General features: G+C 71.0%; 23 protein-coding genes and 1 tRNA gene. 8 read left to right on the top strand and 16 right to left on the bottom strand.

Translation table 11 applies throughout. From position 1 onward, the window contains the following. A tRNA-Leu gene (locus LZG04_RS01145) sits at nt 1-74 on the bottom strand. Beyond that, nucleotides 65-508, bottom strand: coding sequence for a hypothetical protein (locus LZG04_RS01150; RefSeq protein ID WP_233812362.1), 444 nt, complete (start codon nt 506-508; stop codon nt 65-67). Before LZG04_RS01150 ends, LZG04_RS01145 begins: the two co-directional genes overlap by 10 nt. A 118-nt stretch (nt 509-626) precedes the next feature. Between LZG04_RS01150 and LZG04_RS01155 the strand changes: the two genes are divergently transcribed. Further along, the gene (locus LZG04_RS01155; RefSeq protein WP_233812363.1) at nt 627-848 is read left to right on the top strand and encodes a DUF3618 domain-containing protein; all 222 of its coding nucleotides are present in this window, start codon (nt 627-629) and stop codon (nt 846-848) included. A gap of 7 nt (nt 849-855) precedes the next feature. Here the strand turns inward: LZG04_RS01155 and LZG04_RS01160 are convergent, their stop codons facing one another. Together LZG04_RS01160 and LZG04_RS01165 are read right to left on the bottom strand one after the other, a co-directional pair. Further along, nucleotides 856-1,470, bottom strand: a complete 615-nt coding sequence (locus LZG04_RS01160) for a TetR/AcrR family transcriptional regulator (RefSeq protein ID WP_233812364.1) — start codon at nt 1,468-1,470, stop codon at nt 856-858. 93 nt (nt 1,471-1,563) lie between these two features. Further along, the gene (locus LZG04_RS01165; RefSeq protein WP_233812365.1) at nt 1,564-1,824 is read right to left on the bottom strand and encodes a hypothetical protein; all 261 of its coding nucleotides are present in this window, start codon (nt 1,822-1,824) and stop codon (nt 1,564-1,566) included. A 178-nt stretch (nt 1,825-2,002) separates the two neighbouring features. On the opposite strand from LZG04_RS01165, the gene LZG04_RS01170 reads away from it, so the two are divergent. After that, nucleotides 2,003-2,539 (top strand): LPXTG cell wall anchor domain-containing protein, encoded by a 537-nt coding sequence (locus tag LZG04_RS01170; RefSeq protein ID WP_233812366.1) that lies wholly within the window; start codon nt 2,003-2,005, stop codon nt 2,537-2,539. Nucleotides 2,540-2,548: 9 nt separating this feature from the next. Here the strand turns inward: LZG04_RS01170 and LZG04_RS01175 are convergent, their stop codons facing one another. Continuing rightward, nucleotides 2,549-3,157 carry a TetR/AcrR family transcriptional regulator gene (locus LZG04_RS01175; protein WP_233812367.1) on the bottom strand — a complete coding sequence of 203 codons (609 nt, stop codon included), beginning with the start codon at nt 3,155-3,157 and terminating at the stop codon, nt 2,549-2,551. 76 nt (nt 3,158-3,233) lie between these two features. Between LZG04_RS01175 and LZG04_RS01180 the strand changes: the two genes are divergently transcribed. Then, entirely contained in the window at nt 3,234-4,721 is a 1,488-nt protein-coding gene (locus tag LZG04_RS01180; RefSeq protein ID WP_233812368.1) for an NAD(P)/FAD-dependent oxidoreductase, read from the top strand. Nucleotides 4,722-4,842: 121 nt separating this feature from the next. On the opposite strand, the gene LZG04_RS01185 is transcribed toward LZG04_RS01180, so the two are convergent. The 5 genes from LZG04_RS01185 to LZG04_RS01205 all read right to left on the bottom strand — a co-directional run bounded on the left by LZG04_RS01185 (nt 4,843) and on the right by LZG04_RS01205 (nt 9,918). Beyond that, nucleotides 4,843-5,562 (bottom strand): type 1 glutamine amidotransferase, encoded by a 720-nt coding sequence (locus LZG04_RS01185; protein ID WP_233812369.1) that lies wholly within the window; start codon nt 5,560-5,562, stop codon nt 4,843-4,845. After that, nucleotides 5,559-6,737 (bottom strand): MurT ligase domain-containing protein, encoded by a 1,179-nt coding sequence (locus LZG04_RS01190; RefSeq protein WP_233812370.1) that lies wholly within the window; start codon nt 6,735-6,737, stop codon nt 5,559-5,561. Before LZG04_RS01190 ends, LZG04_RS01185 begins: the two co-directional genes overlap by 4 nt. Nucleotides 6,738-6,850: 113 nt before the next feature. Then, complete coding sequence (locus LZG04_RS01195) at nt 6,851-7,333, bottom strand: helix-turn-helix domain-containing protein (protein ID WP_233812371.1); 483 nt, start codon at nt 7,331-7,333, stop codon at nt 6,851-6,853. 131 nt (nt 7,334-7,464) lie between these two features. Beyond that, nucleotides 7,465-8,130 carry a vancomycin high temperature exclusion protein gene (locus LZG04_RS01200; protein ID WP_233812372.1) on the bottom strand — a complete coding sequence of 222 codons (666 nt, stop codon included), beginning with the start codon at nt 8,128-8,130 and terminating at the stop codon, nt 7,465-7,467. Nucleotides 8,131-8,151: 21 nt separating this feature from the next. Further along, entirely contained in the window at nt 8,152-9,918 is a 1,767-nt protein-coding gene (locus tag LZG04_RS01205) for an LCP family protein (protein ID WP_233812373.1), read from the bottom strand. A 362-nt stretch (nt 9,919-10,280) separates the two neighbouring features. Between LZG04_RS01205 and LZG04_RS01210 the strand changes: the two genes are divergently transcribed. Further along, nucleotides 10,281-13,226 carry a glycine--tRNA ligase gene (locus LZG04_RS01210; protein ID WP_233812585.1) on the top strand — a complete coding sequence of 982 codons (2,946 nt, stop codon included), beginning with the start codon at nt 10,281-10,283 and terminating at the stop codon, nt 13,224-13,226. A 62-nt stretch (nt 13,227-13,288) separates the two neighbouring features. Here the strand turns inward: LZG04_RS01210 and LZG04_RS01215 are convergent, their stop codons facing one another. Continuing rightward, entirely contained in the window at nt 13,289-13,429 is a 141-nt protein-coding gene (locus LZG04_RS01215; protein ID WP_233812374.1) for a hypothetical protein, read from the bottom strand. 313 nt (nt 13,430-13,742) lie between these two features. Here LZG04_RS01215 and LZG04_RS01220 point away from each other — a divergent pair, with 313 nt between their 5' ends. After that, complete coding sequence (locus LZG04_RS01220) at nt 13,743-14,852, top strand: substrate-binding domain-containing protein (RefSeq protein WP_267934460.1); 1,110 nt, start codon at nt 13,743-13,745, stop codon at nt 14,850-14,852. Here LZG04_RS01220 and LZG04_RS01225 read toward each other — a convergent pair. Continuing rightward, nucleotides 14,849-15,304 carry a helix-turn-helix domain-containing protein gene (locus LZG04_RS01225; RefSeq protein ID WP_233812376.1) on the bottom strand — a complete coding sequence of 152 codons (456 nt, stop codon included), beginning with the start codon at nt 15,302-15,304 and terminating at the stop codon, nt 14,849-14,851. The genes LZG04_RS01220 and LZG04_RS01225 overlap by 4 nt on opposite strands. Before the next feature lie 83 nt (nt 15,305-15,387). Here LZG04_RS01225 and LZG04_RS01230 point away from each other — a divergent pair, with 83 nt between their 5' ends. Both LZG04_RS01230 and LZG04_RS01235 read left to right on the top strand, forming a co-directional pair. Continuing rightward, the gene (locus tag LZG04_RS01230) at nt 15,388-16,044 is read left to right on the top strand and encodes a DUF899 domain-containing protein (RefSeq protein WP_233812377.1); all 657 of its coding nucleotides are present in this window, start codon (nt 15,388-15,390) and stop codon (nt 16,042-16,044) included. 18 nt (nt 16,045-16,062) lie between these two features. After that, entirely contained in the window at nt 16,063-16,500 is a 438-nt protein-coding gene (locus tag LZG04_RS01235) for a pyridoxamine 5'-phosphate oxidase family protein (RefSeq protein WP_233812378.1), read from the top strand. Here the strand turns inward: LZG04_RS01235 and LZG04_RS01240 are convergent. Both LZG04_RS01240 and LZG04_RS01245 read right to left on the bottom strand, forming a co-directional pair. Next, nucleotides 16,497-17,219 carry a hypothetical protein gene (locus LZG04_RS01240; protein ID WP_233812379.1) on the bottom strand — a complete coding sequence of 241 codons (723 nt, stop codon included), beginning with the start codon at nt 17,217-17,219 and terminating at the stop codon, nt 16,497-16,499. The two genes, LZG04_RS01235 and LZG04_RS01240, sit on opposite strands and share 4 nt — an antisense overlap. Before the next feature lie 23 nt (nt 17,220-17,242). Then, nucleotides 17,243-17,575, bottom strand: a complete 333-nt coding sequence (locus tag LZG04_RS01245; protein WP_233812380.1) for a hypothetical protein — start codon at nt 17,573-17,575, stop codon at nt 17,243-17,245. 245 nt (nt 17,576-17,820) lie between these two features. On the opposite strand from LZG04_RS01245, the gene LZG04_RS01250 reads away from it, so the two are divergent. Further along, complete coding sequence (locus tag LZG04_RS01250) at nt 17,821-18,027, top strand: cold-shock protein (RefSeq protein WP_053717138.1); 207 nt, start codon at nt 17,821-17,823, stop codon at nt 18,025-18,027. 107 nt (nt 18,028-18,134) lie between these two features. Here the strand turns inward: LZG04_RS01250 and LZG04_RS01255 are convergent, their stop codons facing one another. Next, nucleotides 18,135-18,554, bottom strand: a complete 420-nt coding sequence (locus LZG04_RS01255) for an ester cyclase (protein WP_233812381.1) — start codon at nt 18,552-18,554, stop codon at nt 18,135-18,137. 71 nt (nt 18,555-18,625) lie between these two features. Continuing rightward, nucleotides 18,626-20,332 carry an acyl-CoA dehydrogenase gene (locus tag LZG04_RS01260; RefSeq protein WP_233812382.1) on the bottom strand — a complete coding sequence of 569 codons (1,707 nt, stop codon included), beginning with the start codon at nt 20,330-20,332 and terminating at the stop codon, nt 18,626-18,628. Nucleotides 20,333-20,440 lie beyond the last annotated feature (108 nt).

Raw genomic sequence — 20,440 nt, forward strand, 5'->3', positions numbered from 1 at the left:
TGGGCTCGGAGAGACTCGAACTCTCACTGGCACGGACCTAAACCGTGTGCCTCTGCCAATTGGGCTACGAGCCCGTCGGCGCAAGCTTATCGGCAGGCTTGAGCAGCCCGATCCCGAGGGACACCACGCCCGCCGCCAGGCTGAGCCCGCCCAGGTACAGCAGCACGATCAGGCCGTTCGCCCGCGTCACGCCGTCACCCATGGCGGAGAAGAAGAACCCCGCGGGCATGAGGATCGCCGCGACCGGCACGCCGAGCCGCGTCACCCAGCCCCACGGCCCGCGCACGTCCGCCGCGTCGGCGTAGAGCAGGCACACCAGCCCGAGGATCAGCAGCACGCCGGCGTGCGCGTGACCGGCTCGGAAGAACGACTGCTGGAACTCGGTCAGCTCCACCTCGCCCTGCGCCACGGTGGTCAGGAACCGACCGCCGAACTCGACGCCGACGACGCTCAGCAACAGCACGCCCGCGAGCCGACGGGACGCGGGGGACAACCGGATGGCCGCCATGACGCTCCTCCACTTGAATGGAAACGCCGTTATGAAAGCACTCGTCGGCCGGTCAGGTCAACGCGGTTCCCTCGCCTCAACTACGGTTGTGACCAAGGAGCAGCAGCTAGGAGGAGATGTGGCCCGCGATCCCGACACCATCCAGCGCGAGATCGAGCAGGCTCGCAACGCGCTGGCCGTGACCCTCGACGAGCTGGGGAACAGGGCTAACCCCCAGCGCTTCGTCGAGTCCGGCAAGGAGAGCGTGCGCGCGAAGCTCGACGAACCCAAGATCCGGTACTCGCTGATCGCGGTCGCCGTGCTCGTCGGGTTCGCCTTGCTGCGCAAGCTGTTCCGCTGAGAGTGGCCTACTGCCCCTTGGCGACGAGGGGCATCAGCACCTGTTCCACCACGCGGTCGACGAACGTCAGGTCGAGCGGGTCACCGGTGAGCATCAGCCGGTAGATCAGGGCCGCGCCCGCGATCTCGACCGCCATGCCGCGCGGCGCGTCCGGGCGCAGTTCGCCGCGCTCCTCGGCGCGGTCGAGGATGTGGCGCAGCACGTCGCGCTGCGCGGTCAGGAACGTGCCGCGGAACGCGGCGGCGAGTTCCGGCTCGTGCGGCAGCTCGCCGACCAGCGCCTGCGCGGCCTTGCCGATCGGGCCGGACAGGAACGCGGCGAACGCGGAGAGGAAGTCGCGCAGGTCGCCCGCGAGCGAACCGGTGTCCGGCTCGGCCAGGTTCTGCTGCGCCAGCTGCGTGCAGGTGTCGATCACCAGGTCGAGCTTGGACTCCCACCGCCGGTAGATCGTCGCCTTGCCCGCACGGGCGCGCGCCGCGACGGCGTCCATCGTCAGCGCGCGGTACCCGACTTCGGCCATCACCTCCAGCGCCGCCTGGCGCAACGCGTCGTCCCGGCTGGCGTCTCTCGGTCTGCCCCGTTGCGGGGTCCGAGCGGCCCCGCTGTACACCGGTGTGGCCATTTCGCGCTCCTGTCGCCTTTGGCCGGACATCCTAGGCCGGGTGCGCCCCGATGCGGACTTCGATCACGTACCGCGCGCCGTGCGGCTTCGGGTTCACCCCGTCGGTGGTGGCGCGAGGCCCGCGCGCGTGTGCAGGTACGCCACGGAGAACGCGAGCGCGTCGCCGTCGAGCAGGTGCACGACGGCTCGCGCGGAGCGCCCGACCGCGATCTCCTCCACCAACTGGTCGGCCGCGAGCCTGGCGGCGATCAAGCCCGGTGCGGTCGCGTCGAGTTCCTTGCCTGCGGCGCGCACGGTGACCGCCCAGTCGTCGCCGTTGCGCCGGTAGTTCGCCGTGATCGGGAGTGTGGACACGGCACTCTTCTACCCAGTGGAGGCCGGACATGGGGCCACGACGTTCCCGTGCGCCACTCGATCGTGTACTCGAAAAACCTGTACGGACCGTGCATGACCCGTAACGGATCGCCATGGAGTATCGATAGGCCATTCGGAGTAACCCCTTTTGGTCTGAGAGGTCCTGATGAGCCGTCGAGTGATCGTTGTGGTGTGCCTGGCGCTGGGTTTGGTGGTCGCGCCCGGGGTGGCGTCGGCCGACACGCCGTGGCACGTGCCGGACGGCTGGGGTGAGGACGTGCGCGGCGACGTGTGCAAGTTCCGCGGCGAGCCCCCGTGCCACACGACGACCACCAACGCCCCCACTACCACCAAGGCCACGACGACGACCACGGCGCCCGTGACGACGTCCACCGGTGGCTGGTCCACGAGCGTGACCACGACGACCGGCGTCTCCGGGACGTCCGCGACGGCCACGACGACCACCACGACCGGCGTCGCGGGCACCACGACCGCGTCGACCACCACGTCCGCCGTGACGACGTCGACCGCGGCCACCACGACCAGCGCGGCCCGTGCGACCACCTCCAGCGCGGGGCCTCGGGTGATGTCGGCGAACGCGCAGCGCGGGTTGGCCAGCACGGGCGCGGCACCGTTGTGGATCGGGGTGGGCGGTCTGGTCGCGCTGCTCGCCGGGGCGGTGCTGCTGCTGTTCAGCCGCCGTCGCCGCGCCTGACCGCGCCGTTCACGTCGTGAGCCGGCTCGCCACGCCCCGCCACACGACGTCCATGACGTAGGCCGTCGCGAGCGCGGGCCCCACCTCGGGCCTGCGCTCGCACCACAGCGCGAGCCGTTCGGTCGAGCCGACCACGATCTCGGCGAACGCCTCGGCCTCCACCGCGTCCACGTCGGAGTCGAAGCTGCCGATCACCGCGGCGATCAGGTCGGTCTGCTGCCGCCGGATGCCCTCGACCTCCTCCACGGCCGACGGCACGGTGATCGCCGCCTCCTGCCGCAGCAACGCCCACGACTGCTTGTGCTCGGCGATGAACTCGAAGAACGCCATCAGGCCGCGCCGCAGGACCTCCTCGGGTCCGTCCGCGCCCGCGATGGCCCGCTGCGTGCGGTCGAGCAGTTCCGTGCGCGCCCGGTGGATGCAGCCGATGAGCAGGCCCTCCTTGGAGCCGAAGTACTCGTAGAGCATCGGTTTGGACACCCCGACCCGTTCGGCGATCTCGTCCATCGACGCCGCCAGGTAGCCGCGTTCGGCGAAGACGCCCTCGGCGATGTCGAGCATCTGCGCCTTGCGCTGCGCCTTGGGCATCCGGCGGCGACGCGGCTCGGTGGTGGTCACGAACCGAGACTACCGGAGGTAACTTACTTCGAGTAACCTACTGAGCGGTATGTAGGCGGACGTGGAGGAGACGGGCATGCACCGAGAGGTCGAAGTCCTGGTCATCGGCACGGGCTTCGCCGGCCTGGGCATGGCGATCGAGCTCAAGCGCGCCGGCAAGCGCGACTTCGTCGTGCTGGAGAAGGCGAGCGACCTCGGCGGCACGTGGCGGGACAACTCCTACCCCGGCTGCGCGTGCGACGTCCCGTCCCACATGTACTCGTTCTCGTTCGAGCTGAACCCCCGCTGGTCGCGCATGTTCGCCCGGCAGCCGGAGATCTGGGACTACCTCAAGCGGGTGGCCGAGAAGTACCGGTTGCGCGAGCACATCCGGTTCAACACCAAGGTCGCCGGGGCGCGGTGGGACGAGGACGCCAAGGTCTGGCACGTCGCCACCGAGAACGGTGACAGCTACACCGCCAAGGCGGTGGTCGCGGGCGTCGGCGCGTTGCACATCCCCAACATCCCGGCCCTGCCCGGCATCGAGGGCTTCGCCGGCAAGGTGTTCCACTCGGCCGAGTGGGACCACGACTACGACCTGCGCGGCAAGCGGGTCGCCGTCGTCGGCACGGGCGCGTCCGCGATCCAGTTCGTGCCGCGGATCGCCGACGAGGTCGGCCGGTTGACGGTGTTCCAGCGCACGCCGCCGTGGATCATGCCCAAGATGGACCGGTCCATCAGGACCTGGGAGCAGAAGCTGTTCCGGGCGCTGCCGTTCACCCAGCGGCTGTACCGCGACTTCGTGTACTGGACGCGGGAGTCGAGCGCGCTCGGCTTCGCCGTGAACCCGAAGATCATGGAGTTCGCGCAGAACATCGCCAAGCGGCACATGCGCAGCCAGGTGCCCGACGAGGCGTTGCGGGCGAAGCTGACGCCCGACTACACGATGGGCTGCAAGCGGGTGCTGATCAGCAACGACTACTACCCGGCGTTGAGCAAGCCGAACGTGGAGCTGGTGACCGACGGCATCGCCGAGGTGCGGGCGAACGGCATCGTGGACGCGGCGGGCGTCGAGCACGAGGTCGACGTGATCATCTACGGCACGGGGTTCCACGTGGTCGACTCGTTCGACTACCTCGACATCACCGGCAAGGGCGGCGTCGACCTGGCCAAGCAGTGGCGCGAGAAGGGCATCGAGACCTACTACGGCATCACGGTCTCGGGCTTCCCGAACCTGTTCTTCCTGCTCGGCCCGAACACCGGCCTGGGGCACAACTCGGTGGTGTTCATGATCGAGTCGCAGATCCGGTACGTCCGCCAGTGCCTGGAGCTGCTCGACCGCCACCAGGCCGACGAGCTGGACGTGCGGCCGGAGGTGCAGGCGCGGTTCAACCGGCAGTTGCAGCGCAAGCTGACCAAGGGTGTGTGGACCGAGGGCGGCTGCAAGAGCTGGTACCTCGACGCGCAGGGCGTCAACCGCACGGTGTGGCCGGGCTTCACGTGGCGCTACTGGATGCGCACCAAGACCGTCCGCGCCGAGGACTACACCCTGACCCGCGCCCGCCGCACCCGCGTCCCCGCCTGACCCGAACGTTCAACTCGGGTGTTCCGAACGTAGGACACTCGCGGCGTGAACGTAGGACTCTCGCGAGAGTCCTACGTTCGGAACGCGAGAGTCCTACGTTCAGGACCGGTGAGTTCTACCGTCAGGACAGGGGGACGCCGGCGGCCTTGGCGCGTTCGGTGCGCAGGCGGGTCACGTCGGGCAGGTCGAGCGGGCCCGGCTTGGTGCCCGTGGCCCACTCGATCAGCAGGTCGGCGATCTGCGGGTTGCGCGGCAGCACGGGACCGTGCAGGTAGGTGCACAGGATCCGGCCCTGGACCGCGCCCTCCACCGAGCCGTCGTTGCCCGTGCCCACCTTCACGTGCGCCAGCGGACGCGCGGACGGACCCAGCACGGTGCGGCCCTGGTGGTTCTCGAACCCGGTCAGCAGGCCCTCGAACAGCCCGTCGGCCGGCGTCGCGATGACCTCGCCGATGGCCCGGCTGCCACCCGCGTGGGACGTGGAGTCGATCAGCCCGAGGCCGGGGTGCGTCACCTGGTCGGCGCGGGTGAACGACTCGCCGAAGATCTGGATCCCCGCGCACACCCCGAGGATCACCGCGCCACGCGCCGCCGCCCGCTGCATGCCCGGGTGCTCGCGCAGGTGCCGCACGGCCAGCGTCTGCGCCGTGTCCTCACCGCCGCCGACCACGTAGATGTCGCACGACTCCGGCACCGGCTCGCCGAACCGGATGTTGACGATCTCGGCGGAGATGCCCCGCCACGTCATCCGCTTCTCCAGCACGACCGCGTTGCCGAAGTCGCCGTACGTGCCCAGCAGGTCGGGCAGCACGAGCGCGATCTGGACCTTGCTGGTGCTCACTGGGCGGCCCTCGCGTTCAGGTCGCGGAATGCGGTGTAGTTGGCGATCACCTCGACCGGCCCCGGCGGCATGGCGTCGATCGCCAGCAGCGGGTCCGGCACGATCGTGTGCTCCACCTCGGCGTAGGTCAGCCGCACGGCCAGGTCCGTCGCCCGCTCGCCGGACGCGATCACCTGGCGCCCGCGCAACCGCTCGAACGGCACGTCCCACAGCCACGACAGGTCACGCCCGTCGGCCTCGTGCGCGTTGATCACGAGCACCGCGGGGTGGTCCGCCTCGCGCACCACGGTCAGCGTCTCGCTCCACCCGGCCGGGTTCTTCGACAGCAGCAGCCGCGCCCGGTGCCCGGACCGCTGGATCGTCCGGTACCGACCGGCCACGTTGGACACCGCGCGCAACCGCTGCACGGCCTCCTCCACCGGCACGCCCAGGGCGACCGCCGCTGCCGTCGCCATCACGGCGTTGGCCTGGTTGAACTTGCCGGGCAGCCGCAGCGACAGCTCCACCTTCACGCCGTTGGGCGTCACCAGGTAGCCGTCGCCGGTCACCCACTGCGGCCGCGGCCGGGCCAGGTCGCACCCGGTGCAGTGCCAGTGCTCGCCCTCCCAGCGGATCGGGTCGCCGCAGCGCGGGCACGAGGCGGCGTCGTTGTGCCAGCCCGTCCCGGTGGCCACCCACACCACGTTCGCCGAGTCACGGGCCGCCGACGTGACCATGATGTCGTCGCAGTTGGCCACGACGACCCCGGTCACCGACGCCAGCGCCGTGCGCAGCGACTTCTCGATGGTGCGCACCTCGCCGACCCGGTCGAGCTGGTCGCGGCTGAGGTTGAGCAGCACGGCCACCGCCGGTGACGCGGCCCGCACGACCTCGGGGAAGTACCCCTCGTCGACCTCCAGCACCGCGTACGGCGCGTCGGGCTGCTTGGACAGCGCGGTCACGTGCCCGTCGGGCATGTTCGCGCCACCGTGGTTGGTGGCGACCTCGCCCAGGGCCGACACGGCCCGGCTGAGCATCATCGTGCTGGTGGTCTTGCCGTTGGTGCCGGTCACCAGCGCGACCGAGCGGCCGGACGTCAAGTGCGCCAGCGCCTGCGGGTCGAGCTTCAGCGCGACCCGGCCGCCGATCATGCCGCCCGCGCCCAGGCCCATCTTCTGCGACAGCTTGGAACTCATGTTGCCCAGTCGCACGGCCGCCGCGGTCCGCAGCGGCAGGCGGGCTGGGTCTGCACCTGGTGTGTTCGGCAACCGACTTCCCGGATCTGTCAGGGGAGGGAGATCCCCCGATGCTACCGGGGCCCTTGGTGGTCCAGCTCCCGCAGGGTCCGGATCAGGTCGACCGTGCTGAGCTGGCACAACTGGGCCATGTACTCCAGCGCGGGCAGGTCGAGGTGCACCTCGGGCGGCTGGCCCGGCACCAGGTGCGCGAGCCTGCCCTGCGCCCAGCGGCGCAGCGGCATCAGTTGCGGTCGCGTGTCGGCGACGACCGTGGCGAGGTCGACCGAGAGGTGCCCGGCCGGCGTGTCTCCGAACACGCGTTCGTGCACCCGCGCGAGAACCTGGTGCGCGGGCACGCCCAGCGCGACGCAGATCTCCACCAACCGGACCACCGAGCACTGGCGGGTGCCCAGTTCGTACGTGGCCAGCGTTTGCAGCGAGATGTCGCTCTGCAGCCGGCGGTTGAGCTCCTTGCGGGTCCATCCGCGCTGCTTGCGAAGGCTGCGGAGCTCATCACCGAGCACGCGCTGGTACGCCGCTGTGTCGATCTGCACCGTCGATCCTCCAGTCCGCCGGGGCCCCGACAGACCCCACGCAGATGGAAAGCGCGACAGCACGATCGCTTACGCGAGTTGTCCGATTTACCGCCCGATCGGGCTAACGGAGTAGTACTGAAAGTAGCGTTTCAACGCCTCAACACGCTGGTGACGCCGCTCTCCCCCGGTCCGAGGAACCGGGGGTCGGGCTTGGCCACGAGCCCGTCCCACATCGCCTTGCCGGCCGCGAACACCTCGCGGAAGTGGCCGTAGGCGGTCGTCGTCGCCCACTCGGACGTGTCGTGGCCCACGCCGAACGCCTCGATGCCCGCCGAACGGCACAGCGCCACCGCGCGGGGCAGGTGGAACCGCTGGGTCACCACGGTCGCCCGCTCGACGCCGAAGATCCGCTTCGCCCGCGTGCACGAGTCCCACGTGTCCAGGCCCGCGTAGTCGGCCACCACGACCTCCGCGGGCACGCCGTGCTCGATGAGGTAAGCGCGCATCGCGCTGGGCTCGTCGTACTCGACGGTGCTGTTGTCACCGCTGACCAGCAGCACGTGCACCTTGCCGCGCCGGTACAGGTCCGCGGCCACGTCCAGCCGGCCCGCCAGGAACGGCGTCGGCGTGCCCGCCCTGGTCAGGCCCGCGCCGAGGACCAGCGCCACGGGCGCGTCCGGCACGTCGGCCGCCTCGTGCCGGTAGGCGGCGCTGCTGGTCTGCACCCACACCCACGGCGTGGCCGCGACCACGGCCAGCAGGCCGAGCGCGACCAGCACCCGCTTCCAGCGGATCCGCCGGACGAAGCTCCCCACCGCCACCCCCCGAGTCGACGATCAGTTGACGCAGCGCACCCCGTCCGCCGTGATGGGCGGCTCGGTCGTGGTCGTGTCCGACGGCGGCTGCCGACGCGCGCCGTCCAGGCCGACCAGCGGCTTGCCGGCCAGGGTCTGGGTGCCGGGCCCGTCGTAGTCCGCGCCCACGAACACGCGGACGTGACCGGCCGGGATGTTGGCGTCCTCCTCCAGCTCCAGCCCGCCCAGCGCGTCCGAGACGGCCTCCGCGCCCGCCTCGCCGCCCACGCCGTAGCGGACCACCGAGGTGTCCATGGGTGCGGCGTTGTCCGCGCCGCCGTCGACGAACCGCTCGGCCACGAGCGCTTGCAGCACCCGGCCGGCCAGGCCCGGCGAGCCGGAGGCGTTGCGGACCTCGACGGTCACCGAGGCGTTGTCGACGGCGGGGGCGCTGGTGCCGGTCGAGGTCGGGTCGGTGCCGAGGGTCTTGAAGAACCTCTTCACCTCGCGCTCGTTGATCTCGATCGCGGTGCCGTCCTCGGGCGTCTCCAGCTCCGGGTTGCCGGTCGGGATGGTCTCGAACTTGAGGTTGCCGCCGGTCAGGTCCTTCATCTGGGTGGCGAACCGCAGCACGTCCCAGTCCTTGTCGAGCACGATCGACTTGGTCAGGGCGTTGATCAGGGCGCTGAGCTTGCCGGGGTCCGACAGCGTGCCCGCAGACAGGATCTGCTTGGCCAGGCCCGCCATGAACACCTGCTGGCGCACGATGCGGTCGAGGTCGCCGCGCAGCAGCCCGTACCGCTGCCGGACGAACGCCAGCGCCTCGCGGCCCTGGATCTTCTGCGGGCCGGCGGCGAAGTTCGCGCCGGACATGTCGTCGCGGGTGGCCTGGTTCAGGCACACGTCCACGCCGCCGACGGCCTTGGTGATCTCGTAGAACCCGACCAGGTTGATCTCGGCGTAGTGGTCGATGGTGACGCCGGTCAGGTCCTCGATGGTGGTGATGAGGTTCTTCGCGGCGCCCTGGCGGGACTGGACCTCCAGCTGCGCCGGGTCCGTGACGCCGTCGCGCTCCAGCTTGGCGCGGGCCTCGTTCTTGCCGTAGCCGTAGGCTGAGTTGATCTTGTGTCGGCCGTAGCCGCCGGCGATCTGCACGTAGGAGTCGCGCGGGAACGACACCGCGACGGCCTTGCCGCCGTCGTTGGGCACGTGCATCAGGATCAGCGTGTCGGTGTTCAGGCCGCCGTCGTTCTCGTTGCCCGCGTGCAGCTCGTTGAGGATCTCCTGGGGCAGCGGGTTGCCCTTGGAGTCGGTGCGGCTGTCCATGCCGACCATGAGGATGTCGACCGAGCCGTCCGCGGGCTTCTCGCCGCCGCCCGCGTCGCTGATCACGTCGGTGGTGGAGATCTCGCTGAGCAGCGTGCTGAGGTTCGCCCACGCGTAGCCGGTGCCCACCAGCACGGCCGCGGAGAACAGCGCGAGCAGCGACCGGCCGAACATCGCGCCGCCCGAGGTGGGGCGGTCGGGCGGGCGGCGGCGCGGCGGCCCGGTGTTCGGGCGGGGTCGTTGGCCGGTGGGACGCGGCGCGGGTGCGGTGCGCCGGGGGGCGGCACGGCGGTCGTCGGCGGCCCGGGCGCGGCCCGGCTCACCGCCCGCCCTGGCGCGTTCACCGGCGCGCGGGGCGTTCGGGCGGGGCCGCTCGCCGGACGACGGGTCGGCCACCGGGCGCGGCGGCCGCTCACCGGGGGCGCGGCGCTCGCCGGTCGGGCGCTCGGGCACGCGGCGGTCGCCGGCGGGCCGTTCGGGCACGCGGCGCTCGCCCGTCGGCGGGAGACCGCGCCGAGGCGGCTCGACCCGGCCCCCGGGCTCGGCGCGGCGCGGCGGCTGCGGGGCACGCGGCGGCTGACCTGCGGAAGGACTCCGAGGGGGAACGGGTCGCCTGCGGAACCCATCGGGTTCGCCTGGCCTCGGCGGCCGGTTGTCCACTCCCACTCCTCCCATGTACCCGGGTACGTCCCACTGGACGCATGACGGGCCGCCCGGGTTGCCACCAGCGTCGCACAGCGGCTCCGCCGGACGTGGTGATACCGGGCGCAGGGCCGTCTGACCAGGACGGTTACCCGATTGTGAGGTCCGCGGTGTTCCGTTCGTAGACTGCTGCCGTGCTGACCATGCAGGATGCGCTGCTCGCGCTCACCAGGTACTGGACCGAACGGGGCTGCGTCGTCGTGCAGCCGTACAACACCGAGGTCGGCGCCGGCACGTTGAACCCGGCCACCGTGCTGCGGGTGCTGGGTCCGGAGCCGTGGCGCGTCTCCTACGTCGAGCCCAGCGTGCGGCCCGACGACGCGCGGTACGGCGAGAACCCGAACCGGTTGCAGACCCACACCCAGTTCCAGGTGATCCTCAAGCCGGACCCGGGTAACCCCCAGGAGCTGTACCTGGGCAGCCTCGAAGCGCTGGGCATCGACGTCCGGGCGCACGACGTGCGGTTCGTGGAGGACAACTGGGCCTCGCCCGCGCTCGGCGCGTGGGGTCTGGGCTGGGAGGTGTGGCTGGACGGGTTGGAGATCACCCAGTTCACCTACTTCCAGCAAGCGGGCGGCATGTCCCTCGACCCCGTGTCGGTCGAGATCACGTACGGCATCGAGCGCATCATGATGGCCCTGCAGGGCGTCGGCCACTTCAAGGACATCGCCTACGCGCCCGGCATCTCCTACGGCGAGGCGTTCGGCCAGGCCGAGTACGAGATGAGCCGCTACTACCTCGACGACGCCGACGTGGAGGCGAACAAGCGGCTGTTCGAGGAGTACGCGGCCGAGGCGCGTCGGATGCTCGACGCGCGCCTGCCCGTGCCGGCGCACAACTACGTGCTCAAGTGCTCGCACGCGTTCAACGTGCTCGACGCGCGTGGCGCGATCAGCACCACCGAGCGGGCCCGCGCGTTCGGCCGGATGCGCGGCCTGGCCCGCGAGGTCGCGCAGCTGTGGGCGGCCCGCCGCGAGGAGCTGGGCCACCCGCTCGGCGTGGCCGAGGTGCCCGCCCCCGCCGCGCTGCCGGACGCGTTCGCCGAGGTGGGCGAGCCCAGCACGCTGCTGTTCGAGATCGGCACGGAGGAGCTGCCGCCCGCCGAGGTGACCCGCACGGTGGAGGCGGTCGGCAAGGCACTGGCGGACAAGCTGGGCGCGACCAGGCTGGCGCACGGCGCGGTCGAGGTGCACGGCACCCCGCGCCGGATCGTGGTGCTGGTGCCCGACGTCGCGCCGCGCGAGCCGGACGCGGAGAAGACCGTGCGCGGTCCCCGGGTGTCGGCCGCGTTCGACGCCGACGGCAACCCGACCAAGGCCGTGCAGGGCTTCGCCCGCGGCCAGGGCGTGGACGTGGGCGCGCTCGGCCGCGTCACCGAGAACGGCGTGGAGCACGTCGCCCTGGTCCGCACCGACCCCGGTCGCGGCGCGGTCGAGGTGCTCAGCGGGCTGCTCGGCGAGGTCGTGTCCGAGCTGCGGGCCGAGAAGAACATGAAGTGGAACGACCCGAAGCTGTCGTTCACCCGCCCGATCCGCTGGTTGCTGGCGCTGCTGGGCACGACGCCGGTGCCGGTCGCGGTGTCCTCCCTGGCCGCCGAGCCGAAGACCCGCGTGCACCGCACCGCGGCCACGCCCGTGGTCGACGTGCTCTCGGCGGACGGCTACCTGGACTTCCTGGCCGGGCACGGCATCGACGCCTCGGCGCGGACCCGCCGTGACGCCATCGTGGCGCGTGCGGAGGAGCTGGCCGCGTCCGTGGGCGGGGTCGTGGACTTCGAGGGCGTGCTGGACGAGGTCACGAACCTGGTCGAGCGGCCGACGCCGATCCTCGGCTCGTTCGAGGAGCGCTACCTGGAGCTGCCGTCGCAGATCCTCACCACCGTGATGCGCAAGCACCAGCGCTACCTGCCGGTGCGCGCGCAGGACGGCTCGCTGCTGCCGCACTTCGTGGCCGTGGCCAACGGCGAGGTGGACGCCGACCTGGTCCGCGCGGGCAACGAGGCCGTGCTGCGCGCCCGGTACGAGGACGCGGCGTTCTTCTGGCGCGCCGACCTGCGCACGCCGCTGGAGGACATGAAGGCCGGGCTGGACAAGCTGACGTTCGCCGACAAGCTGGGCTCGATGGCCGACCGGGCGGGCCGGATCGCGGCGCTCGCGCGTCGGCTCGCCGAACAGGTCGGCGCGGCCGACGAGACCCTGGCGCGGGCGGGCGAGCTGGCCAAGTTCGACCTGGGCTCGCAGATGGTGATCGAGCTGTCCAGCCTGGCGGGTGTGATGGCCCGCGAGTACGCCGAGCGGGCGGGGGAGACCCCGGCCGTGGCCCGGGCGCTGTACGAGATGGAGCTGCCGCGTTCGGCCGGCGACGCGCTGCCGTCGTCCACGCCCGGTGCGCTGCTGTCGCTGGCCGACCGGTTCGACCTGCTGGCCGGGCTGTTCGGCATCGGGGCCAACCCGACCGGCAGCTCCGACCCGTTCGGGCTGCGGCGGGCGGCTCTGGGCGCGGTGAGCGTGCTGCGGGCGTTCCCGGAGCTGAAGGACATCACGCTGACCAAGGCGCTGGCGCTGGCCGCCCAAGAGCTGCAGGTGTCGGCGGAAGCGCTGGACACCGCGCGCGAGTTCGCCGTGCGGCGGTACGAGCAGCAGTTGCTCGACGCCGGGCACGACCACCGGTTCGTCAACGCCGTGCTGCCGCTGGCCGACGCGCCCGCGGTGGCCGACACGACGTTGGCGGAGCTGACCGACCTGACGGGTCGGGAGGACTTCGCCGCGCTGGTGGCCGCGTTGCAGCGGGTGCGGCGGATCGTGCCGGCCGACACCGTCGGCGAGTACGACCCGCAGGCGCTGGTGGAGCCGGCCGAGGTGGCGTTGCACAAGGCGCTGGCCGAGGTGCCGTCCGGCGTCACGGGCCTGGCCGCGTTCGCCGCCGCCGCGACCGGGCTGACCGGGCCGGTGAACACGTTCTTCGATGAGGTGCTGGTGATGGCCGAGGACGCCGACGTGCGCCGGGCCCGGCTGGGGCTGCTGGCCGCGATCCGCGACCTGGCCGCGCCGGTGCTGGACTGGCAGGCCCTGGGCACCGCGCTGGGCTGAGCACCCCGACTACGACGATCCCCGCCCCCGGTGAGCCGGTGGGCGGGGATCGTCGTAGCTGCCTACATGTCGCGGTTGTCGTCCAGGTTGGTGCTGGCGACGGCGACGGTGTGGTCCGGCGTGACCTGTTCGGCGGCGGCGGACCCGGCGCCCAAGGCGAGCAACGCCGCGGCGGCCGCGGCCACCAGCGCTGCGGGGATCATTCTCACGCTGCTTCTCCTCACACACCCGGCCAGGGTTCGGCACGCGACACCATCGCACAGAAATCGTCGGAACGGGAGTCCCCTTTCGCACCTGCCAGTTCCGTGACCAATCGGGTGCGGAGCGTGATATATACCCACTGTAACGGTCCGACCAGCGGGTTCGATGTTCTCGGAAGGTCAACTGACCGAATGGCGCGGACCATTCGGAGCTGTGCGGTTGCTACGTCTTGACGAACCGCCGCCCGGAGGGATGGAATTCCGCGACATTCCGTATTTCCGACGTCGACGATGTGCCCGCGCAAGGGGTTGGCGAATGCTAAGGCTGGTCAGAGCCGTGTCCTGCGGTCTCCTCGTCCTGTTCGTCGGCGCGTGCGGCTCGTCGGTCGACCCGCTCGCGCCGGCCACCGGCAGCCGTGCGGCCAGGCCGGTCGTCGGCGTGATCCTGCCGGACCGCTCGTCGTCGGACCGGTGGGAGGAGCAGGACCGGCCGCTGCTGCTGCAAGCGCTCAACTTCGCGGGCATCGAGGGCCTGATCGAGAACGCGGACGGTGACGAGGCGAAGTTCGCCAGCATCGCCGACGAGATGATCTCGCGCGGGGTGAAGGTGCTGATGACGACGCCGCTGAGCCCCGAGGGCGGCGCGGCGGTCGAGCGCAAGGCCAGGGCCGCGAACATCCCGGTCATCAACTACGACCGGATCAGCCTCGGCGGCCAGGCCGACTACTACGTCTCGTTCGACAACCTCAACGTCGGCGAGTTGCAGGCCGAGGGCCTGCTGAAGTGCCTGGGCGACAAGCCGGGCGCGCGGATCATGGAGTTGCAGGGCGCGCCGACGGACAACAACGCGACCCTGTTCTTCGACGGCCAGCGCCGCAAGCTCGGCCCCAAGTACGACACGGGCGCGTTGCGGCTGGTGGACAGCAAGGCCATCGACAAGTGGGATCCGCTGATCGGCAAGGCCGCGTTCGAGCAGATGCTGTCGGCCAACGGCGGTTCGGTGGACGGCGTGGTCGCGGCCAACGACGGGCTGGCCAGCGCGGCCATCGAGGTGCTCAAGGCCAAGGGCCTGGCCGGGCGCGTGCCGGTGACCGGTCAGGACGCCACGGTGGAGGGCCTGCGCTCGATCCTGCGCGGCGAGCAGTGCATGACGGTCTACAAGCCGATCCGGGACGAGGCCGAGGCGGCGGCGCGGCTGGCCATCGCGGTGGCCCGCGGCGACCTCAGCGGCGCCGACGACCTGGCCACCGGCAACACCCGCGACCTGGTGGCGAAGCGGGACGTGAAGTCGGTGCTGCTGGGCGCGGACCTGATCACCCGGGAGAACGTGCGCGCGCTGGTGGCCGAGAGCGTGGTCAAGCCGGCGGAGCTGTGCGCGGGCGACATCGCCGACGACTGCGCCGAGCTGGGCATCCTGGTCAACTAGGCGGCGCTGCCGGGGCCGGGCAGCACGTCGACGTCGCCAGGGCCCATCGGCTCGCCGCACTCCGAGCAGTGCAGCTCCACGTGCGCGACCCGGCCGCACGCGTGGTGGCGGTAGAGCACCGGAGGGCCGGCCTCGCCCGCCGTCCAGCGGTCGCCCCACCGCACCATCACCATCAGCACCTCGACCAGTTCGAGGCCCTTCGGCGTGAGCGCGTAGTCGTGGCGCGGAGGCTTGGCCGAGTACTCGCGCCGCTCCAGCACGCCCTGCTCCACCAGCCACTTCAGCCGTTCGGCGAGCACCTTGCGGGAGATGCCGAGGCTCTCCTGGAGCTGGTCGAAGCGGGAGATGCCCACGTAGACGTTGCGCAGGACCAGCGGCGACCACGGCTCGCCGACGACGTCCATGGTGCGCGCGATCGAGCAGGCCATGTCGCCGAACCGGGTTCGCTGCACGTCACCGAGTCTACCGCTTGTGGGTTCCCTCAGGGAACCTTCTGCGCTACGGTGAGTTCCCTCAAGGAACTCGGAGGTGCGCCATGGCTCGACCGCCCGTCGTCACGCCGCAGGAGTGGCAGACCGCTCGCGATGCCCTGCTCGTCAAGGAGAAGGAGCTCACCCACGCGCTGGACGCGCTGGCCGCCGAACGCCGCAGGCTGCCCATGGTGCGGCTGAGCACCGACCACGAGTTCACCGCGCCCGACGGCTCGGTGGTCGGCCTCACGGACCTGTTCGCCGGCCGCCGGCAGCTCGTCGCCTACCACCACATGCTCGCGCCCGGTGACGACCACCTGTGCTCCGGCTGCTGCTCGTTCACCGATAACCTCGCCGACCAGGTCCACCTCAACGCCCGCGACACCACGCTGGTCCTGATGTCACGCGCGCCGCAGCCCGAGATCGCCCCCGTGCGCGAGCGGATGGGCTGGACCGTGCCGTGGTACTCGTCCGGCCAGGCGTTCTACGACGAGCTGGGCCTGGGCGGCGGCTTCGGCCTGAGCGTGTTCCTGCGCGACGGCGACGAGGTGTTCCGCACCTACTTCACCACCGGCCGCGGCGTCGATCGGCTGCGGATGGACTTCAACCTGCTCGACCTGACCCCGTACGGGCGCCAGGAGCAGTGGGAGGACTCCCCGGAGGGCTGGCCGCAGACCCCGACCATGGCGTGGCTGCGGCTGCGTGACGAATACGAGGTGTGAGCCCCGATGAGCCGCGTCATGACCGAAGCCGACCGTGACGAGTTCCTCGCCGGCCCGCACGTGGCCGTGCTCAGCGTGGCCGCCGCCGACGACCGCCCGCCGCTGACCGTGCCGGTGTTCTACGCCTACCGCGACGGCCGGATCACGTTCTTCACCGGCACGCGGGGCCGCACGGCCCGCAAGACCCGGCTGCTGGAACGCGCGGGCGCGTTCAGCCTGAACGTGCAGCAGCCGACCTACCCGTACAAGTACGTCACCGCCGAGTGCGTGGTCGAACGGGCGGACCGCGCGCCGTCCACCGCCGAGGTGCGGGCCGTGACCGGCCGGTACCTGCCGGAGGCCGACGCGCGAGCGTTCGCCGAGTCGGAGACCACCGACCCGTCCGGCACGTTCGTCCTGTTCACCGGCCGCCCGGTGCGCTGGCTGACCCACGACTTCGCCGAGCCGGAAAACTAACCCTCTTCGTCGTGCCGCCCGGAGATGAACTCCTGCACCCGGATCTTCACCCGGATGAGCGGCTGGCGGATGCGGGCCTCCCGGCGGTACGCCCGGCGCATCTTGCGCGAGCCCTCGGCGTACCGCCAGCGGGCCCACGGCGAGCCCGGACGGGCCAGCCGCACCGCGCCGATCTCGGGCAGCACGGGCACCAGCAGCCCGAGCAGCCCGGTCCACACCTTGCCCTTGAGCAGCGCCACGATGGCGAACCCGAGGTTGACCAGGATGATCAGCACCCGCAGGGCCAGGCCCTCGCCGTAGAACTCCTCGTAGCCCAGCGGCCGGGCCCCGAGCAGCAGCAGGCCGGTCATCCCGATGGCCAGGAACACCGCGTCGACCGACAGTCGGCCGTCCTTGGTCCAGTACACGTCCCGCAGGTGCAGCAGCAACGCGAACTCGTCGAGCACCAGGGCCGCGCCGACGCCGAGCAACGCGGCTGCGGCAACCCGCACCCCGTGCTCCTCGTCGGGCGCGGCCAGCCCGATCACGCCGCCGAGCAGCATGAACACCGCGCCGAACACGACGTGGTGGATGTGCGTCCCACCAGGGGTGATGTTGCCCGGCCACCAGCGGACCTTGGCCCTGATCAGGCGCACGCTGATCCGGATGAAGACGAAGGTCAGCACCAGGCCGAGGAAGAAGAACAGCAGCCGGGCTTGGGCCAGGTGGAGCTCGTACACACCACCATCTTCACCCGTCGGGACTACTTGAAGGTGATGCCGCCCTGGATGTCGCCCGCCTGCACGACGTTGCCGTGCACGGTGCCGGACAGGTGGTTGGTCACCCGGCCCCTCTGCGTCACGGCGTGGTGGGCCCGCAGCTCGGACCCGAAGGCGGGATCGGACTCGACGGCCCGGTGCAGCGCCTCGCTCAGCGCGGCGACCTGAGGTGAGCCCTCCTCGGTGCCCTGGGCGGCGGTGAGCGCCGCGGTGGCCGCGGGATCGTCGGCGAACTTCGCCCGGACCAGCTCGTACAGGCCGGCGACGGCCCGCGAGGCGAGCGAAGCGGCGATGGAGACCAACATCGGTTCCGGCATCGGGGACCCCCTGTGATCGCGGCCTCGCCCACCGTAGCAGTGCGACTCGCCGCATTCTTCCGCTCGACTGCCGGCGGGGAGTCGTGGTTGACTGTCTTCGGTCGTACCTTTCTGTGTTCGTGTTCCACCACGCTCGCGGAACGGAGTTGCGGGCGCCGAACTTTCCTCGCCAGGAAGGGCCGGGGCCCTAGCTGACCCGGTGGTCGCAAGCGCGATCCGGCACCTGTTAGAGGAGAAGTAGCAAGATGGCAGTTCAGGGCACCGTCAAGTGGTTCAACGCGGAGAAGGGCTTCGGCTTCATCTCCCCGGACAACGGTGGCGCCGACGTGTTCGTGCACTACTCGGAGATCCAGAGCAACGGCTACCGCACCCTGGAAGAGAACCAGCGGGTGGAGTTCGAGATCGGCCAGGGCCAGAAGGGCCCGCAGGCGCAGACGGTTCGACCGCTCTGACCTAATCCGGGTCACCACCAGGACCTGGATCTTTTCGGGCCGCCACGCCTCGCAGCAGCGGGGTGTGGCGGCCCGAATCGTCTCTCCCGGGCCCTGCCCGGCCCCCGTCAGGCCCTCAGCGCGGCCGGCTGGCCGACCTGGCCGCCGTAGACCCGCTTGCCGACCAGCCGGGCGTCGTCGAAGACGAAGAACGCCGTCGTGCGCACGCGGTAGGCCAGCCCGGTGGGCTGCTCGCCGCGCAGGCTGCCCAGGTGGGTGCCCCGCAGCTCCAGCTCCACGATCACCGCGTCGTCGGCGTGGTGCAGCTCCACGAGCGTGCTGCGCTGGTCCGGGAACGCGTCGCGGACGCGCGCGTAGTACCCGGCGACCTCGGCCCGCCCGTCGAACACCTGCCCGGTCGCCACGATCTCGCACCGCGGGTGGTCGAACGTGCCGACGGCGGTGTCGAACTCGTGCTCGTTCTCCGACTCGAGGTGCTCGAGGACGATCGCCTCCCGCAGGGCCCGCAGTGCCTTGGACGCGGTCATGCGCGCACGAAACACGCACCCGGACCCACCAGTCAAGACGGCATCTGCGTGGAAGGCGGCGCGAGCAGGGCTCACGGGCGCATTTCGTAGGCCCCCGACAGCGCCGCCACCCGGCCCCAGACCCGCTCGAAGCGATCCCGGTCGACCACGGGCTTGCGCACCTGCTCGACCGCCCACGCCTGCTGGGCCTCGGTGGACGACGCCTTGCCGTGCAGCGCGACCGCGTAGGCGGAGAAGTCGCGCACCAGGACGTCGAACACCTGGTCCAGCACGTCGCCGTCCAGGTCGGTGATCCGGGCCTGCTCCAGCACGAGCCGGCCGTAGACGACCAGCGTGAACAGGTGACCGAGGTTGAGCAGGAAGTCCAGGTCCTTTTGCTGCTCGTCGTCGGGCGCGGCCGTGGTCAGCAAGGTGCGCAGCGCTCGGGCCTGCTCGTGGAAGCGGGCGACGTTCGGCACGTGCGCGTGGTCGCGGTAGGCGGTCTCCCAGTCGGGGAACCGGATCGCGCCCAACCCGCGGGCCGGGCCCTGGTGCCAGAAGAACTCGTCGTCGGCCGGGTCGTGCCTGGTCGGGACTTCGGCGTACTCGGCGGGCCGGAACAGGTAGTTGGGCATGAACTTGAGCACCAGCGCCAGGTTGACGTGGACCGTGCCCTCCAGCTTGGGCAGCGCGCGGATGTCGCGGGCGGCCATGGAGAAGTAGGTGTCCTTCTCGAAGCCCTTGGCCGCGATCACGTCCCAGAGCAGGTCGATCACCCGCTCGCCCTCGCTGGTGACCTTCATCTTGGTGATCGGGTTGAACAGCAGGTAGCGGCGGTCCTCGGGGGAGGCGCTGCGGAAGTAGTCCACCGAGCGGTCGGCGAACAGCTTCATGGCGACCAGCCGGGCGTAGGCGTCGACGAAGTTCTGCCGGACGTGCGGGAAGTCGGTCACCCGCTTGCCGTAGAGGATCCGGTTGTGCGCGTGGGTGATGGCCTCGTAGAACGCGTGCTCGTTGATGCCGATCGAGGCCGTGCACAGGTTGAACTTGCCCACGTTGACCGTGTTGAGGGCGGCGCTGAACGCCTCGGGGCCGGTGTGCAGGACGTCGTCCGGGGTGACGGGGTAGTCGTGCAGGCGGAACTCGCTGACGAACATCTGCGAGTCGACCACGTTCTTGACCAGCTCGAACTTCTCGTGCTGCGAGTCGACGGCGAAGAACACGTACCCGTCCGGGCCCTCGACGTCCGCGCGGCGGCCGAAGACCGACACCATCCCCGCCACGTTGCCGTTGCCGATGTAGTACTTGCCGCCGGACGCGGTGAAGCCGGTGGCGGTGGGCGTCAGCACCATGTCGGTGGAGTAGACGTCCGCGCCGTGCTCCTTCTCCGACAGCCCGAACGCGAAGACCGCGCCCCGGTCGAGCAGCTCGGCGGCCTTCTTGCGGGCCACCGCGTTGTCGCTCATCCAGATCGGGCCGAGGCCGAGCACGGTGACCTGCCAGGCGTACCAGTACTGCAGGCCGTAGAAGCCAAGCACCTCGCTCAGCGCGGCGTTGCGGGCGGCGTCCCAGCGCTTGTCCGGGTTCCCGTCGGCCTCGGCGGCGGGCGTGCAGAAGGTCGCGAACAGCTTCTCGCGCGCGACGAAGTCCAGGAACTCGGTGTACCAGACCTTCGCCTGGTCGTCGGCGATCAGGCGGCGCTTGCCGCGCTCCTCGAACCAGTCGACGGTCGCGCGCAGCAGGCGGCGGCTCTCCGCGTCCAGGTGGCCGAAGTCGTGGGTGTGGGGATCGAACAGCACCGGGGTTCTCCCTTCGTCGCCGCCGCACGCTACCAGTCGGTAACTTGTCCGGCTCGCGCGCTGGGGACGCGAGTGTCGGTGCCCGCGCGTAGTGTGCTGCGCGTCACA

Origin of the sequence: Saccharothrix sp. S26 (genome assembly GCF_021390395.1) — a bacterium.
Lineage (GTDB): Bacteria > Actinomycetota > Actinomycetes > Mycobacteriales > Pseudonocardiaceae > Actinosynnema.

What these genes read in the sequence shown, in the direction of transcription:
- LZG04_RS01150 (WP_233812362.1), bottom strand. Translation starts at nt 508, where the DNA reads ATGGCGGCCATCCGGTTGTCCCCCGCGTCCCGTCGGCTCGCGGGCGTG.
- LZG04_RS01160 (WP_233812364.1), bottom strand. Translation starts at nt 1,470, where the DNA reads ATGGCCACACCGGTGTACAGCGGGGCCGCTCGGACCCCGCAACGGGGC.
- LZG04_RS01180 (WP_233812368.1), top strand. Translation starts at nt 3,234, where the DNA reads ATGCACCGAGAGGTCGAAGTCCTGGTCATCGGCACGGGCTTCGCCGGC.
- LZG04_RS01190 (WP_233812370.1), bottom strand. Translation starts at nt 6,737, where the DNA reads ATGAGTTCCAAGCTGTCGCAGAAGATGGGCCTGGGCGCGGGCGGCATG.
- LZG04_RS01210 (WP_233812585.1), top strand. Translation starts at nt 10,281, where the DNA reads ATGCAGGATGCGCTGCTCGCGCTCACCAGGTACTGGACCGAACGGGGC.
- LZG04_RS01215 (WP_233812374.1), bottom strand. Translation starts at nt 13,429, where the DNA reads ATGATCCCCGCAGCGCTGGTGGCCGCGGCCGCCGCGGCGTTGCTCGCC.
- LZG04_RS01220 (WP_267934460.1), top strand. Translation starts at nt 13,743, where the DNA reads ATGCTAAGGCTGGTCAGAGCCGTGTCCTGCGGTCTCCTCGTCCTGTTC.
- LZG04_RS01230 (WP_233812377.1), top strand. Translation starts at nt 15,388, where the DNA reads ATGGCTCGACCGCCCGTCGTCACGCCGCAGGAGTGGCAGACCGCTCGC.
- LZG04_RS01235 (WP_233812378.1), top strand. Translation starts at nt 16,063, where the DNA reads ATGACCGAAGCCGACCGTGACGAGTTCCTCGCCGGCCCGCACGTGGCC.
- LZG04_RS01245 (WP_233812380.1), bottom strand. Translation starts at nt 17,575, where the DNA reads ATGCCGGAACCGATGTTGGTCTCCATCGCCGCTTCGCTCGCCTCGCGG.
- LZG04_RS01250 (WP_053717138.1), top strand. Translation starts at nt 17,821, where the DNA reads ATGGCAGTTCAGGGCACCGTCAAGTGGTTCAACGCGGAGAAGGGCTTC.
- LZG04_RS01255 (WP_233812381.1), bottom strand. Translation starts at nt 18,554, where the DNA reads ATGACCGCGTCCAAGGCACTGCGGGCCCTGCGGGAGGCGATCGTCCTC.